The 17,435-nt window shown below is 70.5% G+C and carries 16 protein-coding genes; 10 read left to right on the top strand and 6 right to left on the bottom strand.

Annotated features, from left to right (window positions below):
* Nucleotides 1–5: 5 nt before the first annotated feature.
* Nucleotides 6–2,366 (bottom strand): transglycosylase domain-containing protein, encoded by a 2,361-nt coding sequence (locus ABH928_RS18820; protein WP_370067811.1) that lies wholly within the window; start codon nt 2,364–2,366, stop codon nt 6–8.
* A gap of 562 nt (nt 2,367–2,928) precedes the next feature.
* On the opposite strand from ABH928_RS18820, the gene ABH928_RS18815 reads away from it, so the two are divergent.
* From ABH928_RS18815 to ABH928_RS18800, 4 genes are all read left to right on the top strand, one after another.
* The gene (locus ABH928_RS18815) at nt 2,929–3,738 is read left to right on the top strand and encodes an ABC transporter permease (RefSeq protein WP_370067809.1); all 810 of its coding nucleotides are present in this window, start codon (nt 2,929–2,931) and stop codon (nt 3,736–3,738) included.
* A gap of 37 nt (nt 3,739–3,775) precedes the next feature.
* Nucleotides 3,776–4,615 carry an ABC transporter permease gene (locus tag ABH928_RS18810; RefSeq protein WP_370067964.1) on the top strand — a complete coding sequence of 280 codons (840 nt, stop codon included), beginning with the start codon at nt 3,776–3,778 and terminating at the stop codon, nt 4,613–4,615.
* A gap of 37 nt (nt 4,616–4,652) precedes the next feature.
* On the top strand, nt 4,653–5,645 hold the full coding sequence (locus ABH928_RS18805; protein ID WP_370067962.1) for an ATP-binding cassette domain-containing protein: 993 nt from the start codon (nt 4,653–4,655) through the stop codon (nt 5,643–5,645).
* Between the two features lie 218 nt (nt 5,646–5,863).
* Nucleotides 5,864–6,958 (top strand): hypothetical protein, encoded by a 1,095-nt coding sequence (locus ABH928_RS18800; protein ID WP_370067807.1) that lies wholly within the window; start codon nt 5,864–5,866, stop codon nt 6,956–6,958.
* A 71-nt stretch (nt 6,959–7,029) separates the two neighbouring features.
* On the opposite strand, the gene ABH928_RS18795 is transcribed toward ABH928_RS18800, so the two are convergent.
* Nucleotides 7,030–8,199, bottom strand: a complete 1,170-nt coding sequence (locus ABH928_RS18795) for an aminotransferase class V-fold PLP-dependent enzyme (protein WP_370067805.1) — start codon at nt 8,197–8,199, stop codon at nt 7,030–7,032.
* 71 nt (nt 8,200–8,270) lie between these two features.
* Here ABH928_RS18795 and ABH928_RS18790 point away from each other — a divergent pair, with 71 nt between their 5' ends.
* Nucleotides 8,271–9,584 (top strand): DUF445 domain-containing protein, encoded by a 1,314-nt coding sequence (locus ABH928_RS18790; protein ID WP_370067960.1) that lies wholly within the window; start codon nt 8,271–8,273, stop codon nt 9,582–9,584.
* An 18-nt stretch (nt 9,585–9,602) separates the two neighbouring features.
* Here ABH928_RS18790 and ABH928_RS18785 read toward each other — a convergent pair whose 3' ends face one another.
* Genes ABH928_RS18785 through ABH928_RS18770 form a run of 4 tightly spaced genes read right to left on the bottom strand, consistent with a single transcriptional unit; the run spans nt 9,603 to nt 12,604 of the window.
* On the bottom strand, nt 9,603–10,259 hold the full coding sequence (locus ABH928_RS18785) for a hypothetical protein (protein WP_370067803.1): 657 nt from the start codon (nt 10,257–10,259) through the stop codon (nt 9,603–9,605).
* 16 nt (nt 10,260–10,275) lie between these two features.
* On the bottom strand, nt 10,276–10,962 hold the full coding sequence (locus ABH928_RS18780) for a hypothetical protein (RefSeq protein ID WP_370067801.1): 687 nt from the start codon (nt 10,960–10,962) through the stop codon (nt 10,276–10,278).
* Nucleotides 10,959–12,218: a hypothetical protein gene (locus ABH928_RS18775; protein ID WP_370067799.1), complete on the bottom strand. Its 1,260-nt coding sequence runs from the start codon at nt 12,216–12,218 to the stop codon at nt 10,959–10,961. Before ABH928_RS18775 ends, ABH928_RS18780 begins: the two co-directional genes overlap by 4 nt.
* Nucleotides 12,215–12,604: a hypothetical protein gene (locus ABH928_RS18770; protein WP_370067797.1), complete on the bottom strand. Its 390-nt coding sequence runs from the start codon at nt 12,602–12,604 to the stop codon at nt 12,215–12,217. The genes ABH928_RS18775 and ABH928_RS18770 overlap by 4 nt, the downstream gene beginning before the upstream one ends.
* A 133-nt stretch (nt 12,605–12,737) precedes the next feature.
* Here ABH928_RS18770 and ABH928_RS18765 point away from each other — a divergent pair, with 133 nt between their 5' ends.
* From ABH928_RS18765 to ABH928_RS18745, 5 genes are all read left to right on the top strand, one after another.
* A complete protein-coding gene (locus tag ABH928_RS18765) occupies nt 12,738–13,766 on the top strand; it encodes an adenosine deaminase (RefSeq protein ID WP_370067795.1) in 1,029 nt (342 codons plus the stop codon).
* A 49-nt stretch (nt 13,767–13,815) separates the two neighbouring features.
* A complete protein-coding gene (locus tag ABH928_RS18760; protein ID WP_370067793.1) occupies nt 13,816–14,661 on the top strand; it encodes a sortase in 846 nt (281 codons plus the stop codon).
* The gene (locus ABH928_RS18755; protein ID WP_370067791.1) at nt 14,658–15,440 is read left to right on the top strand and encodes a GntR family transcriptional regulator; all 783 of its coding nucleotides are present in this window, start codon (nt 14,658–14,660) and stop codon (nt 15,438–15,440) included. The genes ABH928_RS18760 and ABH928_RS18755 overlap by 4 nt, the downstream gene beginning before the upstream one ends.
* Before the next feature lie 150 nt (nt 15,441–15,590).
* Nucleotides 15,591–16,712: a TIGR03364 family FAD-dependent oxidoreductase gene (locus ABH928_RS18750; RefSeq protein ID WP_370067789.1), complete on the top strand. Its 1,122-nt coding sequence runs from the start codon at nt 15,591–15,593 to the stop codon at nt 16,710–16,712.
* A gap of 6 nt (nt 16,713–16,718) precedes the next feature.
* On the top strand, nt 16,719–17,435 hold the full coding sequence (locus tag ABH928_RS18745; protein ID WP_370067787.1) for a phosphonatase-like hydrolase: 717 nt from the start codon (nt 16,719–16,721) through the stop codon (nt 17,433–17,435).

Genomic DNA, 17,435 nt, shown 5'->3' with positions numbered 1-17,435 from the left:
AGTCCTCAAGGCACCAGCGGTGCCTGGGCCCGGCCGCCCTGGCTGCCGCTCGGGGTGGGGATCGGGGGGCCCGAAGGGGTTGAGGCCGTGGAGGGGATGGACGTCGGCGGGGTGAAGGGCGGGGAGTTGGACGGGGTGCTCGGCTGGGTGGTGCCGCCGCCCGTCGTGCCGCCGTTGGGGGTGCCGGTGTTGCCCGGGGACGGCGTGGCCGTCGGGGCCGGGGTGGCCGTGGTCGTCGGGGTCGGCGTCGCCGTCGGCTGCTGGGTCGGCGGGGTCAGCCAGGTGCCGGTCTGGAGGTCGAACGGCTGGTCCGGCTGGTTGGCCAGGGCCGCCGTCATGTAGTCCGTCCAGATCGCCGTCGGGAAGCTGCCGCCGTTGACGCGGCTGAGGCCGGCCGCCGAGCCGAGCGAGATCCGCTTGCTCGCGCCCTCCTGGGCGAACAGGCCGACAGACGTGGACAGTTGCGGGGTGTAGCCGACGAACCAGGCGGACAGGTTGCTGTCCGTGGTGCCCGTCTTGCCCGCCGCGTCGCGGCCCAGCGCCTGGGCCTTCGCGCCGGTGCCGTTCTGGATGACACCCTGGAGGACCTGGGTGACCGTGTCGGCGACGTTGCGGCTGAACGCCTGCTTCGCGGTGTGGCTCGGCAGTCCCGGGTTCTCGTTGAGATTGGCGTTGGAGATGGACTGCACCGCCCACGGGGTGATCTGCATGCCGTGGGCGGCGAAGGTCGCGTACGCGCCCGCCATCTGGATCGCGTTGGGGGAGGCGACGCCGAGCGCCAGCGTCGCCGAGCTCGCGCTCATCGACGGGGTGTCCGGCGGCAGGCCGGCGGCGATCGCGGCCTGGCGGACGTTGTTCAACCCCGCGTCCGCCGCGACCTGCGCGAACACCGAGTTGACCGAGTTGTCCATGGCGTTCTGGACGCTGATCTCACCGTAGTTGACATTGTCCTCGTTCGGCGGGGCCCAGGCGGCGACGTTCGAGGGCAGGCCCTGGACCGGGCGGCCGCTGGTGCCGTCGTAGAGGGTGTACGGGGTGATCGGCTGGCCGGACTGGGTGACCGCCTGGTTCTGCAGCGCCGCGGCCAGGTCGAAGGCCTTGAAGGTGGAGCCGACCTGGATGTCGGTGCGCAGCGCGTCGTTGTACGGCTGGGACGCGTAGTCCGGGCCGCCGTAGAGAGCGACGATCTTGCCCGTGCCGGGGTCGACCGAGGCCGCCGCGGCGCGGACGTCCTTGGCCTTCGAGGTGTTCGGCAGCGAGTTGCTGAGCTCGGTCTGCACCGAACCGACCAGGCTCTTCTGGTCGTTCTTGTCGAAGGTGGTGACGATCTTCCAACCACCCTGCGCCAGCTGGTCCCTGGTGACGACGTTGTTGCTGACCAGGTAGTTGTCGGCGGTGTCGATCAGGTAACCCGCCTGCCCCGACAGGCCCTTGACCGGGGCGACCGGCTTGACCTTCGGGAACGCGGCCTGGGCGCGCTGCTGCGGCGTCAGGTAGCCGAGCTTGGCCATGCCGTCGAGGACGTAGTTCCAGCGGTCCGTCGCGGCCAGCTTGCCCGCCGGGGTCGCGGTGGCCACGTCGTACGCGCTGGGCGCCTGCAGCAGGGCGGCCAGGTAGGCGCTCTGCTCGGCGTTCAACTGCGAGGCGTTGATGCCGTAGTAGGCCTGCGCGGCGGCCTGGACACCGTAGGCGTTGCGGCCGAAGTAGGAGGTGTTGAGGTAGCCCGCGAGGATGTCGCCCTTGCTTACGGTCTGGTCGACCTTGAGCGAGATGAAGAACTCCTTGAGCTTGCGGCTGACCGTCTGCTGCTGGTTCAGGTAGTAGTTCTTCACGTACTGCTGGGTGATCGTCGAACCGCCCTGCACGCCACGGCCGTTCAGGGTGTCCCAGGCGGCGCGGAGCATGCCGGTGGGGCTGACGCCCTGGTTGGTGTAGAAGGTGCGGTCCTCCGCGGAGACGGCGGCGTGCTGCATCTCCGGCGAGATCTGGTCGAGCGGGACGATGATCCGGTTCATGTCACCGGTCTGCCCGATCTCCGTCTTCCCGTCGGCGTAGTAGTAGACGTTGGCCTGCGCCACGGCGGCGGCGTTGGCGTTCGGCGGCTCGACCCGCAGGTAGATGCCGACGAAGGCGGCGACGCCGAGGCCGACCAGGCAGAGCAGGCCCACGGTGGACATGCGCCAGGTCGGGATCGCCCGGCGGTACCAGGGCATGGCCCTGCGCTGCGCCTTGCGAGCCGCCTTCTTCGCCCGCCGTCGATCGCGCCCACTGGCGCCCATGCCGCCTCCTTCAGCCCGGTCCTCGGCCTCCAGCGTGGTGCGGTCCATGGGGTTGGCGAGGCTGTCCGGATCGTCCATGCGGTCCATGCCTCTGTCGCTCCTGCCCATGCCGTCCTGCGCTTCGCCTTCGACCTGCCGGACCTGCTGTCCTGCAGAACCTCAGGGGCGAGGCCGCTCGCGCCGCCTCGCCCGCTTGATCATTAAACGCCCGAATCGTGGCATTCCTGACTACTCTGCCGGATCGATCGTGCGGTGGCGAACAAAGATCACGCCGGAGGGCGTTTTGTGGCGGGCCTGTGACAGTCCTGCGTGGGCCTCGGCTACGCTGTGAGAGCTGAGTCACAGTGAGGTCGAGGAAAGTCCGCTCGTCGGACCGTCCGTCGAACCCTCGCTGCGGGTCGGTTGCACCGCAGCAGAACCCACAACCGAAGAGCGTTGGCGAGAGCCCCTTCGTGGCACCCCCCGGGTGTCGGCGAACGGGGCCATTTCGGCGTTCCCGCGCGAATGCGACCACCTCTCGCCATGGCCGCCGACATGTCGACTTTTGACGGGCATGCACGCGACAGTCCGCCGCTCCCACCTGGCCTGACCGCCACCGGTCCCCGGCCTGACCGCCACTGATCTGTTCGACCGCTGAGAGAGGAGTGTGATGTACGCCGCAGTCTGCGCACGCGGTTTCCGGCGCTACTCCACCTACCGCGCCGCCACCTGGGCGCGCGTGATCACCAACACCGTCTTCGGCTTCATCCTCGCCTACACCTACCTGGCCCTCTGGCGGGTCCGCCCCCACCTCGGCGGGTACGACCTGTCGGCCGCCCTCACCTACGTCTGGTTGGGCCAGGCCCTGTTCGCCTTCCTCTGCATGGCCGGCATGGGAGTGTTGGACGACCTGCAGACCCGGATCACCAAGGGCGACATCGCGGTGGACCTGTTCCGCCCGGTCGACCAACAGGCCTGGTGGCTGGCCGTCGACCTGGGCCGGGGCGGCTACCAGCTGCTCGCCAACGGCCTGGCGCCGATGCTGATCGGCGGACTCTGCTTCGACCTGCGCCTGCCACAGGGCGGCGCGTTGCCGGCCGCGGCGACCTGGGCGGCCTTCGCGGTCTCCGTCGTCCTTGCGCTGCTGGTCAGTTACGCGTTGCGCTTCCTGGTCGCGCTGACCGCCTTCTGGTTGCTCGACGGTCGTGGAGTGCAGATGATCTACTACCTGACCTGCAACTTCTTCGGCGGCTTCTTCCTGCCGATCACCCTTTTCCCGGCTCCGTTGGAGATGCTGGCCCGCGCGCTGCCCTTCGTCTCCGTCTTCCAGGTCCCCGCCGACGTCTTCCTCCAGCGCTACGACGCCGTTGGGACGGCGGCGGCGCTCGGCGTGCAGGCGGCCTGGGCGGTCGTGCTGCTCGGAGCCGGGCGTCTGGTCCAGGCCCGCGCCGTGCGGAAGGTGGTGGTCCAGGGTGGCTGACCTGACATCAGGCCAGGCATCGGGCCAGGCATCGGGCCTGACCTCGGGCCTGGCATCGGGGTTCGCCACGGAGCTCCGGCACGCGTTGCGCAGCTACGGCTGGATCGTCGCGATGTGGACCCGCGCGGCCCTCGCCTACCCCGCCTCGTTCTGGATGACGACGGTCGGCAACATGGCCGCGTCCGGCATGGACTTCGTCGTCATCGCCGTGATCTTCCTGCACACCAGCGCGCTGGGCGGCTGGACGCTGCCCCAGGTCGCCTTCCTCTACGGCACCTCCGGGCTGACGCTGGGCCTCGCCGACCTGCTGGTCGGCAGCATGGACCAGCTCGGCGAGCGGGTGCGCGACGGTTCCATGGACACCACGTTGGTCCGGCCGGTGCCCGCGCTGGCCCAGCAGGCCGCGGACCGGTTCGCGCTGCGGCGGCTCGGCCGGATCGTGCAGGCGGGGACCGTCCTCACCTGGTCGCTCGGCCACCTCGATCTGGAGTGGACGCCGGCCAAGGTGTTGGTCTTCGTCTCGCTGGTGGTCTGCGGGGCGGTGATCTTCGGCTCGGTCTTCGTCGCCGGAGCGGCGTTCCAATTCGTCATGGCCGACGCGTCCGAGGTCCAGAACTCGTTCACCTACGGCGGTATGACGATGCTTCAGTATCCGCCGACCGTCTTCGCCAAGGACCTGGTCCGCTGCACCGTCTTCGGCGTCCCGCTGGCCTTCGTCAACTGGCTGCCCGCGCTCTATCTGCTCGACCGGCCCGATCCGTTGGGACTGCCCGGGTGGTTCCGCTTCGCCTCACCGGTCGCCGCACTGCTCAGCGCCGTCGTCGCCGGGCTGCTCTGGCGGGCGGGGGTTCGCGCCTATCGCAGCACCGGAAGTTGAGTCTGAGTCTTCGTCATCTCACTAATTCAGAAAGGGAATTGCCGTGAACGAGGTGCTGATCGAGGTCGAGGGCGTGACCAAGAGCTTCACCCTGCGCCGCCGCACCGGACGGTTCCGGCGCACCAAGGTCCGGGTGGACGCGGTCGCCGGGCTGGACTTCCAGGTCCGGCGCGGTGAGATGGTCGGCTACATCGGGCCGAACGGCGCAGGGAAGTCGACCACCATCAAGATGCTCACCGGCATCCTGCTGCCCAGCGGCGGCCGACTCCGGGTCGCGGGCGTCGACCCGATGCGCGAACGCGTGCGCCTGGCCCAGCGGATGGGCGTCGTCTTCGGCCAGCGCACCACGCTGTGGTGGGACCTGCCGCTGCGCGACTCGTACGAGCTGGCCCGGCGCATCTACCGGATCCCGGACGCCGTCTACCGGCGCAATCTCGACCGCTGCGTCGAACTGCTCGAACTCGGCGAGCTGTTGGACGTGCCCGTGCGCCAGCTCTCGCTCGGCCAGCGGATGCGCGGCGACATCGCGGCGGCGCTGCTGCACCAGCCGGAGGTGCTCTATCTCGACGAACCGACCATCGGGCTGGACGTGGTGAGCAAACGCCGGGTCCGCGAGTTCCTCGCCCAGGTCAACGCGGAGCAGGGGACGACCGTGCTGCTGACCACCCACGACCTCACCGACATCGAGCAGTTGTGCTCGCGCGTGATGGTGATCGACCACGGCCGGGTCGTCTACGACGGCGACCTGGACGGCCTCCACGACCAGGGCCGCAGCGAGCGCACGCTCGTCGTCGACCTGGACCGGGAGGTCCCGCCGATCGAGCTTCCGGGAACGCGGGTGCTGCGCGTCGAGGGCGCCCGCCAGTGGCTCGCCTTCCCGGCCGCGGCGAGCGCGGCTCCGCTGGTCGCGGCCCTGGCGGGCCGTTACGAGCTGCGCGACCTGTCGGTGCGTGAGCCGGAGATCGAGGACGTGATCGCCCGGATGTATGCGGGGGAGGGAGAGGGGGCGGTGGAGCCGGTCGCGGGGTGAGGCACTGAGGAGGTGGGCCTGTCGTAGCCGGATCCTGACGGCAGGCTCACCCCCGTTTCGGGACAACTAACCCTCGGCGCAGTGAAGATGTTGTGCACTCAGCCACAGCGGGTGGGCGGGGCCTGCAGCGGCCCTAAGAAACGGATAAAGTCCGCATGTTTGAGAGTCAGCCGACATCGCGTTCCGTCGATGCCGACCGTTCGATGGGGGACAGTCCCGTGGCCACTCCGCCGCAACCGCCCGGCCCTGGCAACCCGTACGGGCAGCCCGGCCCGTACCAGTCCGCACCGCCGCCCGGCCCGTACTCGCAGCCGAATCCGTACGGCGGCCAGCCCAACCCGTACGGGGAGCAGGTGCCGGCGCAGGCCAACCCCTACGCGCAGCCGGCCGCGCCGCAGCAGGCGCCGCCCTTCCCGCAGCAGGGCGGAGCGCCGATGCCCCCGGCCCCGCCCGCGTACGGCTACCCGCAGCCGGGCGCACAGCCCGGGATGCAGCCGGGGATGCCGGGCATGCAGCCGGGGATGGACCCCGGCGGGATGTACGGCGCGCAGCCGATGGGCGCGCCCGCGCCGAACGGGCTGACCTGCCGGTTCTGCGGCGGCTACCCGGCGATCGACGCCACGGTGCGTGGGCACCGCGGAATGTTCTTCGTCATGTCCTTTCGGCGGTTGCCCGGCCCGTTCTGCAAGACCTGCGGTACGGCGGCGATCCGCGACATGTCCGCCCAGACGTTGGTGCAGGGCTGGTGGGGTTACGGATCGTGGATCTTCGCGCAAGTTGCGCTGGTCCGGAACTTCCTGATTCACAACAAGATCAAGGCACTGCCCGAGCCCGCGCCCAACCCGCCCGGCCCGCCGATGTACCCGGGCAAGCCACTGATGAACCGCCCGCAGGCGCTGGGCTTCCTGATGCCGGTCTTCGTGGTGCTCATCTTCCTGATCGCTGTGATCGTGGGCTTGTCGAGCGGCAGCAGCGACCCCACCTACGTCCCGCCGGTGACCACCCCGACGGCGACCGCCACGGACAACCCGACGGACGCCCCGACGGACAGTCCCACCGACAACCCGACCGACAGCCCGTCGACGGGCGTCGGCACGGACCCGGCCCAGAGCGCTCAGGTGGGCGACTGCCTGAAGAACAACGGCACCAACTCCAGCCCGGACATGCAGATCGTCACCTGCGCCTCGGGCCTGTACCAGGTCGAGCAGCGTCTCAACAACACGACGGACACGACCGCGTGCCCGGCGGACTCGACGGAGAACTACACGTCGTACGGTGACAACTTCGTGCTCTGCCTGAAGACTTACTCCTGACGGACCGTCGCGTCACCGGTGGGGCGTCGCACATCACGTGCGGCGCCCCACCGGCGTTTCGCTCCGCCGCCTCAGACCGGCAGGGACGTGAGCGCCCGGTGTACCAGGTCGACGGTGGGCAGGGTCGTGGACGCGTGTGCGGAGAGCCGGAGTTGGTCGGGGCGGGTGGTGGCCACCACGCCGTGCTTGGCCAGGTGTTCGCCGACCAGCGGGGCCTGCGTGCGCGGCATGGCGAAGGCGACGATGCCCGCGCGTTCCTGCTCCGCCTCGGGGGAGAGGACGACGCCGCCCGCGCTGCGGACCGTGTCGATCAGCTCGGCGGTGCGCTGGGCGATGTGGGCCTGGATCCGCGCCACGCCCGCATGCTCGACCAGCTCCACCGCGGCGGCCAGCGCGCCCGCCGTGACCGGGCTGAGGTTGGTGAGCGAGAACCGTCCGGCGCCCGGGGCCACCGCGTGCTCCTGGCTGTCGAAGACGCCGACGTCGACCACGCCCGTCCAACCGGTCAGCGTCGGCTCCAGCCGCTCCAGGGCACGGTCGGAGGCGTAGAGGAAGCCCGTCGACCAGCCCGCGCGCAGCCACTTCTGACCGCCGGTCACCAGCAGGTCCGCCGCCGACCACGGCAGGTCGACGACGCCCATGCCCTGGATCGCGTCGACGATCAGCAGTCGGTCCGGGCCGATCACCTCGCGGATGCCGGCCAGGTCGGCGCGGTAGCCGGTGCGGTAGTCCACCGCGGAGACCGAGACGGCCACCGTCTCGGGCGTCAGCGCCTGCCGGATCAGCTCCGGCGTGATCCGGCCGAACGCGTCCGGCTCCAGCGAGACCGGCTGCACCCGCCCCAGCCGGGCCGCCCGCAGCCAGGGGTAGGCGTTGGACGGGAACTCCCGGGCGGGCACCAGCACCGTGCCGTGCGGCAGCCCGAACGCGGCGTGGAAGAGCCCGGTGCTCGCGTTCGGCAGCAGCGCCACCGCGTCCACCGGCACGCCGCCCAGCAGCCGCGCCGCCGCCTGACGGGCGCGCAGTTCCTGCTGCATCAGCTCGTCCACGGTGTCCGAGCCGGCGCGGGCGCTCTGCTCCATCAGCCGCCGGGTGATGTCCAGCACGTCCTTTGAGGGCGGTCCGAAGCGGCCGAAGTCGAGGTAGCCGGTGGGCTCGGAGAACCGCTCGCCGTAGCCGGAGAGCCCGGCCGTGGAAGGGGCCGCGCTGTGGGGTCGCGTGACGGAACTGCTGGACGACATCGTGGATCTCTCCGGCGGTTCGACCGTTTTGCTGGCGGGCGGGTGACACTTGCTGGGTGGATACGCTCCCGATGAAGCCGAAAGACGCGTCCGACGCGCAAGCCGACCGTATGCCAGCCGGGGCCGGTGCGGTGCGCTACACCGCCTCCGACGAGGTGAAACGGCGTGGCGTTCGGCGGATGAAGACCATTGCCACGGGGTTCCTCGTGGTGGCGACGGTGATCTACATCGTGACCACCTGGGCGCTGCGCTCCGGGGCGGGTTCGTGGGCCGGCTACGTCCAGGCCGCCGCCGAGGCCGGCATGGTCGGCGCGCTCGCGGACTGGTTCGCCGTGACGGCGCTGTTCAAGCATCCGCTCGGCCTGCCGATCCCGCACACCGCGATCATCCCGACCAAGAAGGACGCCTTCGGCGTCAGCCTCGGGACCTTCGTCGGGGAGAACTTCCTCTCCGTCGAGGTGGTCCGGGGCAGGCTCGCGGCGCTCGGCATCGGCAAGCGGGTCGGGCTCTGGCTGTCCGCGCCCGGCAGCGCGGAGAAGGTCACCCGCGAGGCCTCGGCCGCGCTGCGGGGCGCGCTGGCGGTGCTGCGGGACGAGGACGTCCAGGCGGTGGTCGGTGAGGCGGTCACCCGTCGCGCCTCCGCCCAGCCGATCGCCCAGCCGCTCGGGAGGATGCTGGCGCGCATCGTGGACGAGGGCGGTCACCGCGGGGTGGTCGACCTGTGCGTGATCCGCGCCCACGACTGGCTGGTCGAGCACCGGGAGCAGGTCGTCCGGACCATCTCCGAGGAGGCCCCGGGCTGGACGCCCAAGTTCATCGACAACCAGATCGGCGTCCGCGTCTACAAGGAGCTGCTCCGCTTCGCCACCGAGGTCCGCGACGACCCCGGCCACGCGGCGCGCGGCGCGGTGGACAGTTTCCTCTCCGACTTCGCGGAGGAACTGCGCGACGACCCGGAGACGATCGGCCGGATCGAGCGCGCCAAGGCCGACCTGCTGGCCCGCCCCGAGGTCCAGGACCTGATCGCCTCGGCGTGGAGCGCGGTCCGCGGCATGGTCCTGGAGGCGGCGGAGGACGAGAACAGCCAGCTGCGCGTGCGCATGCGCAGCGGCATCCGGAGCTTCGGCGGCCGTCTGGCCGCGGACGAGCGGTTGCAGGCCAAGGTCGACCGCTGGCTGGAGGACGCGGCGGAGTACGTCGTCGACACCTACCGCGCCGAGATCACTTCGCTGATCTCGGAGACGGTCGCAGGCTGGGACGCCAACGACGCCTCCCGCAAGATCGAGGCGAATGTGGGGCGCGACCTGCAGTTCATCCGCATCAACGGCACGGTGGTCGGCGCGATCGCGGGGCTGCTGATCCATACGGTCTCGGTGCTGGTGTGACGTTGTCGTGGCGGGGCGTCAGTGGCCCACGCGGCGCCAGGAGCCTCCTTGCCGCATGTTGCCGATGTCCGTCCGATCCATGTCCCGGAACCGCCAGGTGAACCCGTCCTGCTTGCGCGGCTTCTCGGGGCAGTCCGCCAGCCAGGTGGACCGCCCGTAGCGGTCTACCTGCTGGTAGGGCTCGCGCGGCAGGCGCTCCTGACCGGAGAGGAGCTGGCGTGCCAATTCCTCGGGGTCCTCCCTCAGCAGGTGTGATGCCGTAGCTTGGAAGAGGCCGAGCTCGGATCCGTGCAGGCTCAGCACCGCCTTGGAGAACGGGCTCCCGGCCAGCCAGACCCGCCCTGTGGGCCGCGGCAGCTCCACGCCACTCCCGAAGGGGAGCTGCTGAGGATCCAGATACATCTCGTTGATCGCCCGCCCCGAGCCGAGGTCGATCAGCTGCAGCACATCCGTCTTCTCCCATTCGACGAGTCGGAGCCCGCAGAACTCCCACGTCTGGACGCGCTCCCAGCGGCCCAGCCGGTAGCCGAACTCCCGCCAGGGGCAGTGCTGCAGCAGCAGTTCGTAGGCCGCCGCGTAGCGTCGCTTCTCCTTGAGCTTCGATTCCTTGCGCTTTTCGAGCTCGGCGCGCACCGCTGGGTTGTCGAGCGTGTTGGGGGATACGAACTGCTGCATGCAGGAACTCCAGGTTCTAGCCGAGCGCCGAGAGGATGCTGCTGGTCTCCGGCTCGGGCGGGGGCGCGTCGAAGCTGACGGAGGCGGCGAACTGGGCGAGCATCACCCGGAATTCGGGGCCCTGGTCGAGGAACGGTGTGGCGAACTCGACCGCGGCGAGAAGGTCTCCCTCGGGGGACGGGATCAGCGCCTCGATCGTGAACACGGGCGAGGTGGCAGCGGGATCGTCGTCCTCAGGCGTCGGCAGTCGACGGATGCCCTCGAGGAAGAGCACCGGGGTGCCGAGCAGGTCGACCAACTCCGCGTCGCCGTCCTCCACCGAGCTGGGGTCGACACGCTTCGCCATCTCGCCGAGCAGCTGCTTCGGGTCACCGGTCGCGTTGGTGGAGTGAAGCGTGACGACAAGCGTCGAACTGACCACGGTGCCGTCCAGCGGGGAGACGTGCTGTCCCAACCCGCAGTAGCTGGCGCCTCGTTCGCTGAGTTCGAGCAGCAGGACCTGCAGCAGGTCCGCGGTGGGCGCCACGAGCTCCAGTAGCGGTTCCGGGGCGAATTCGGCGACGACTTCCGCCGCACGTTCCAGGGTGCCGCTGATGTCGGTCAGCGGCAGGGCCGTGTAGCCCTCCGGGAGGTTGACCCAGATCTGCTGGGCCTCGTCCGGGGCCGGGCGGGCGCCGCCCAGCAGTTGGTCGATGCGGCTCACGCGGTGGCTCCCTGGCTGTTGCTCGACGAGTCGCCCGAGCCCGTGACGGTCTTGTAGATCGCGGTGACGGCCTTCTTGCCCTGGTTCACCTTCGTCGCGAAGAGTTCGGCGCTGTCGGTGGTCACCTTCGCGGCCACCTTCTGCACCAGCGGGCTCTTCGCCATCTGCTTGCCGGTGAAGCTCGCGGTCTTGATCGCGTCGTCGGCGATGTCCGAGAACTTCGACGCGAGCTTGACCCCTTCTTCCAGGCCCTTCGCGCCCTTGGTGATCCTGGCCGCCGCACCGATGCCCGGGATGACGCTGATCACGTCGGTGGCCACACTCAGCCCCGCTTCGAGGTTCTGCTTGGTGAAGTGCCCGGTCAGCAGACCGCCGATCGCGTCGCGGGTCTTCGGGTTGGCCAGGTCCGTCGCCAACGCTCCCACGCCCGCGGTCAGCGCGATGGCGCCGGCCACGATGTCGATCGGCGGCGGCGTGCACAGGGCGATCAGACCGGCGACAGCGGAGATGTCCGACAGGATCGTGTGGATCAGGTCCAGGTGGGACGAGACCCACTTGGCCACCGCGCTCAGGCCACTGGTGAATCCGTTCCACATCTGGCTGAGCAGGCCCGGCTTGTGCGGGGCCAGATCGTGGGCCGCGTGTTCCAGGTCCTGGGCGTAGCGGTGGGCCACGGATTCGTGCTCGGAGGCGAGTTCCTGGGCGCGCTTGAGGATCGCCTGGAGTTCCTCGTCGAGGTTGTTGACCGTCGAGGTCGCCTGTGAGAGCGCCTGTTGGGCCGCGTCGTACTCGGCCTGGGCCTCTTCCAGCATCTGCCGGTTGGCGTACTCGCGGCCCGCCAGGGAGAGGTTCGGGTTGGCCTCCGCCTGCTGCAGGTCGGCCTTGGCCTGCTGCAGCCGCGTCTGCACCGACGCCGCCTCAGCGTCGAGTTGTGCGGCGGTGTCCTTGAAGCCGACCAGGTTGCCGTGCCAGTCCGTCAGAACGGAGACCGCGGACTCCAGGGAGGTCTGCGCGGTCTGCAGACGCTTCGTCAGTTCGCTGTCCACGTGCCCGCGGAAGGCGTCCGCCGCCGCGCCCTGCCACAGTTCGCTGCCCGCCTGCTCGACCTGGCTGAGCAGTGAGGCCGACTCCTTGAGCGACCCCGTCGCCTGGGTCAGCGCGGCCGTGACCGACGCGACGTCCTCCGGGACGCCGGGGACCGGGTTGAAGCCCAGGTGCGGGTAGTCCTGGTGCAGCAATTCGATGACGCCGGTCACTTCGCAGCACCTCCTGCCGCGCCCGGCTGCATGACGCCGTAGTTGGGGTCCAACTGGTCGATCTGCGTGCCGAGCGGCTGAACCTCGGTCGTGCTGATCTGGTTCAGCGCCTGGCTGAGCGCGTCCTCCATCTGCTGGTAGCCCGACTTCGCCTGCTTGAGGCCGTCGTCGGTGTCCGAGAGGCTCTGCTTGAGCTGGCCCAGCCCGTACTGCCAGGTGCTCTGGAAGTCCTGGGTGGCCTGGTTGAGCTCGCCCGTGCCGATCTGGTCGCCGTCCGCGCCGCCGGTCATCATGCGCAGCGCGGCGTCCATCTGGTCCCCGGCCTGCTGCAGTGCGGAGGTCATCCGCCCCAGGGTGTCGAGATCCACCCGGTAGTAGTTCGCCACTGTTCCCCTGTTCCCCCGATCCAGGCCTCGCCTGGAGCGTTTCAGTGTCTGCGCCACGCTATCCCACACCGTGAGAGGCTGTGACCGGTGTGTCCGCCCGGTGCGGATGAGGGATGAAATGAGAGGAAGCAGCATGTCGATGCGGGCGTTCGTCGCCGGTCTGCCCAAGGCGGAGCTGCACGTGCACCATGTGGGCTCGGCGTCCCCGCACGTCGTGGCCGGGCTGGCCGCACGGTACGAGGGGCGCACCGACGTGCCCGCGGATCCGGCCGCACTGGCCAAGTACTTCGAGTTCACCGACTTCGCGCACTTCATCGAGGTCTACCTGTCCGTGGTGGACCTGATCCGCGACGCGGAGGACGTGCGGGCGCTGACCTACGGCGTGGCCGAGGACATGGTCCGGCAGAACATCCGCTACGCCGAGCTGACGGTCACCCCCTACAGCTCGGTCAAGCGCGGCATCCCGGGCGAGGCGTTCATGGAGGCCATCGAGGACGCCAGGCTCGCCGCCGAGCGGGAGCTCGGGATCGTGCTGCGCTGGTGCTTCGACATCCCCGGCGAGGCGGGGTTGGAGTCCGCCGAGGTGACCGAGAAGTTGGCGCTCGGACTGCGCCCGGACGGGCTGGTCAGCTTCGGGCTGGGCGGGCCGGAGATCGGCGTGCCGCGTCCGCAGTTCCAGCCGTACTTCGACCGGGCCCGCGCGGCCGGCCTGCACAGCGTCCCGCACGCGGGCGAGAGCACCGGTCCGGAGACCGTCTGGGACGCCCTGCGCCACCTGGGCGCCGAGCGCATCGGTCACGGCACGCAGTCCGTCAAGGACCCCGCCCTGGTCGACTACCTGGGCGAGCACCGGATTCCGCTGGAGGTCTGCCCGACCTCCAACATCGCCACCCGCGTCGTGGAACGGATGGAGGACCACCCGATCCGGCAGATGGTCGAGGCCGGGCTGGTGGTGACCGTCAACAGCGACGACCCGCCGATGTTCGGCACCGACCTCAACCGCGAGTACGAGGTGGTCGCCGACCTGCTCAAGCTGGACGAGGCCGGGGTCGCGGAGCTGGCCCGGCAGGCGGTCCGCTCCTCGTTCCAGGACGAGGCGGGCAAGGCCCGGTTGCTGGACGACATCGCCACGCATCTGGCGGCCTGGCGCGCCCAGGCGTAGCCTGACGCACCGTCAGGAACGCACCAGGGGTTCGCTTGAGGGGGTGCGCATGGGACCGCGGTGGTTGTGGGGACTGCGCCGCGGTCTCATCCTCTTCGGCGAACTGGCCGTCACCTTGGGGCTGGTGCTGGTGCTGCTGGCCACCTACGAGCTGTGGTGGACCAACCACACCGCCGACGCCAACGCCGCGCAGACGGTCGCCACGCTGGAGCAGCAGTGGGACGCGGAGGCCAACGCCCACGCCTCGGCGTCCGCTTCCGGTCCCGCGTCGCCGAGCCCCTCCGCCCCCGGGTCCGCCTCGCCGAGCGCCTCGGCCACCCTCGCCGGAGGCAGCTCCGGCTCGTCGGGCGCGTCAGGATCGGGCGGATCGGCGGGCGGCTGGCCGAGCAGCGGCTACGGCATCGACAGCATGGTCCGCGACCTGCCCGCGTTCGCGGTGATCCGGATCCCCGTGCTCGGCTTGGTCTTCCCGGTCGCCCAGGGCGTCGACAAGTACGCGGTGCTCAACCACGGCTACATCGGCCACTACCCGGGCACGGCCATGCCGGGCCAGCTCGGCAACTTCGCGGTGGCGGGGCACCGCAACACCCACGGGCAGCCGTTCCGGTACCTGGACCAGGTGCACGTCGGCGACGTCGTCATCGTCGAGGTCCAGGGCTGGGACTACGTCTACCGGATCGACTCGGTCCTGCCGCAGACCGAAGCGTCCGACGGCACGGTGATCCTGCCCGAGCCCTACAGCTCGGTCCACCCCTCCGCGCAGTACGGCTACCGCACGCCCGGCCACTACATCACGCTGACCACCTGCACCCCGGCGTTCACCTCGCTCTACCGGATGGTGCTCTGGGGTCATCTCGTCGGCCAGCAGCCTCGTCCGGCTACCGTGGGAGGGTGAGCCCACCACCCTCGCAGGCCCCGCGCCTGCCGCACTCCCCGGGCGCGCCCGTCCGCGCCGGCATCCCGGAGCACGGGCGGATGCCCAAGTACTACCTCGCCAAGGCCCAACTCTCTGAGCTTTTGGCCGAGTTGGGGGAAGGAGCGACGCTGCCCGCCGAGCGCGAGCTGGCCGAGCGCTACGGCGTCGCCCGCGAGACGCTCCGGCTCGCCCTGCGCGAGCTGCTGCTGGAAGGGCGGGTCCGCCGCCAGGGGCGCGGCACGGTCGTCGCCGGTCCCAAGATCGAGCAGCCGCTCTCGCTCGGCAGCTACACCGAGGGCGTCCGCCGTCGCGGCCACGTGCCGGGGCGTGCCCTGATCGGCCTGGAGCGGTTCGCTGCCGACGCCGAGGCGGCGCGCGAACTCGGCGTCGAGCGCGGGGACTTCGTCTGGCACCTGGAGCGCGTGCTGCTCGTCGACGAGGAGCGGGTCGGCCTGGAGTCGACCTACGCCCCGACCGCGCTGCTGCCCCGGATGGACCAGGACTTCGATCCGAACGGCTCGTTCTACGCCTACGCGCAGGAGGCGGGCGGTCTGGTCTCCGGCGGGGGCGAGGAGCGGATCGAGACCGTGCTGGCCACCCCGCGCGAGGCGCTGCTCATCGGCACGCCCCCGGCGTTGCCCATGTTGCTGCTGCACCGCCGCAGTTGGGACCCGGACGGCCGCCCGTTCGAGCGGGTCCGCACGCTGTACCGGGGCGACCGGTTCAGCTTCTGGACGGAGCTCACGGCCGAGCGCTGAGCGCACCTGCCTCCGGGTTGTGAGAGGAGGAGAACGGGATCATTCCATAACGAGAAGATAACGGGTCTAGTCCAAACGTGCCGTTCCTGTTCATGCTGGATTCACCGGGAAGGTCCCGTCGTGCAACCGGGGAGATCGAGGGTCGACGACGTGAAGGTCATCGTTGTGGGAGCAGGAGCGCTCGGAACCATGCATGCCTGGCATGCGGTCCAGCGCGGTCATCAGGTCGTCCATCTCGAGCGGGAGGAGCAGGCGCGCGGCGCGTCCGTGCGCAACTTCGGCCTGGTCTGGGTGAGCGGTCGGTCCGTCGGTGCGGAACTGGACACCGCGCTCCGCGCGCGGGAGATGTGGGAATCCATAGCCGCGGAGGTGCCCGACGTGGGCTTCCGCGCCTCCGGCTCGCTCACGGTCGTCCGCACCGACGCCGAACTGGCCGTCGCCGAGGAGGTCGTGGCCCGTCCCGACGCCGCCCTCCGCGGCTGGGAGCTGCTCGACGCGGACGCCACCCGGGCCCTCAACCCGGCTCTCGGCGGCAAGCTGCTCGGCGCGCTGTGGTCGCCCGCCGACGCCCAGGTCGAGCCGCGGGTCACCCAGCGCGCCCTCCAGGACCACCTACGCGCCACCGGCCGCTACACATTCCTCGGTGGACGCGAGGTCCGCGAGGTCGTCGGCGAGAACGCCGTCCGCGACGACCGCGGCGAGCTGCACACCGGCGACGTCGTGGTGCTCTGCACCGGCGCCTGGCTCGGCGGCCTGGTCCGCGAGCTGGCCCCGGAGCTTCCGGTGCGCCGGGTCCGGCTGCAGATGATGCAGACCGACCCGCTGGACGAGGTGCTCACCACCTCCGTCGCCGACGGCGACTCCTTCCGCTACTACCCCGCCTACCAGGGCCCGGCCCTGATGGATCTGAATACCCGTCAGGCGCAGGACCCGGTCGCCGCCGAGCACCGGATGCAGCTGCTGATGGTCCAGCGCCGTGACGGCTCGCTGACCGTCGGCGACACCCACGAGTACGACCAGCCCTTCGGCTTCGACGTGGACGAGGACCCCTACGCCTACCTGCAGGGCGTGGTCGAGGACCTGCTCGGCCGCTCGATGCCGCGGATCCGCCGCCGCTGGGCCGGCGTGTACGCGCAGTGCGTGGACACCACGCGCGTGGTGCACCGGGAGCGCGTCCGCGAGGGCGTCTGGCTGGTGACCGGCCCCGGAGGCCGCGGCATGACCTGCTCGCCCGCGATCGGCGAGGACACCGCGAACGAGATTGGACTGTGACGGACCGTGGTTGAGAACACTCAGAACACGCAGAACGCTGAGAAGGCCGAGCGCAAGGTGAAACTGGTCGTCCTGGACATGGCCGGGACCACCGTGCACGACGGCGGCCTGGTCGAGGTGGCCTTCGAGGCAGCGGCGCGTGAGCTCGGCGTCGAGCCGGGCACCGAGCGCCACGAGGCGATGCTCGCCGACGTCCGCGCCACGATGGGCGAGAGCAAGATCACCGTCTTCCGCCGCCTCTTCGGCGAGGAGGAGCTGGCGCAGCGCGCCAACGTCGCCTTCGAGGCCGCCTACGAGCGCCTGGTCGGCGAGGGTCACGTCGTGCCGATCCCCGGCGCGGAGGACGCCATCAAGCAGCTGCGCGCGGCCGGGGTCACGGTTGTGCTGACCACCGGCTTCTCCGGCCCGACGCAGCAGGCCATCATCACCGCCCTGGGCTGGGAGAACCTGGTCGACCTGGCCCTCTGCCCGGCCGACGCCGGCCGTGGCCGCCCGTACCCGGACCTGGCCCTCGCCGCCTTCCTGCGCACCGCCGCCGCGGACAGCGTCGCGGAGATGGCCGTCATCGGCGACACCGGCTACGACATGCAGTGCGGCGTCCGCTCCGGTGCGAGCCTGGTGGCGGGCGTCCTCACCGGCGCCCACACGGCGGACCGCCTGCGCGCCGACGGCGCGACCGCGGTGCTGCAGAGCGTCGCCGACCTGCCCGCGCTGGTGCTCTGA

The organism is Streptacidiphilus sp. MAP5-3 (genome assembly GCF_041262505.1).
Classification (GTDB): Bacteria; Actinomycetota; Actinomycetes; order Streptomycetales; family Streptomycetaceae; genus Streptacidiphilus.
This window is presented reverse-complemented; position numbering and strand designations above follow the sequence as displayed.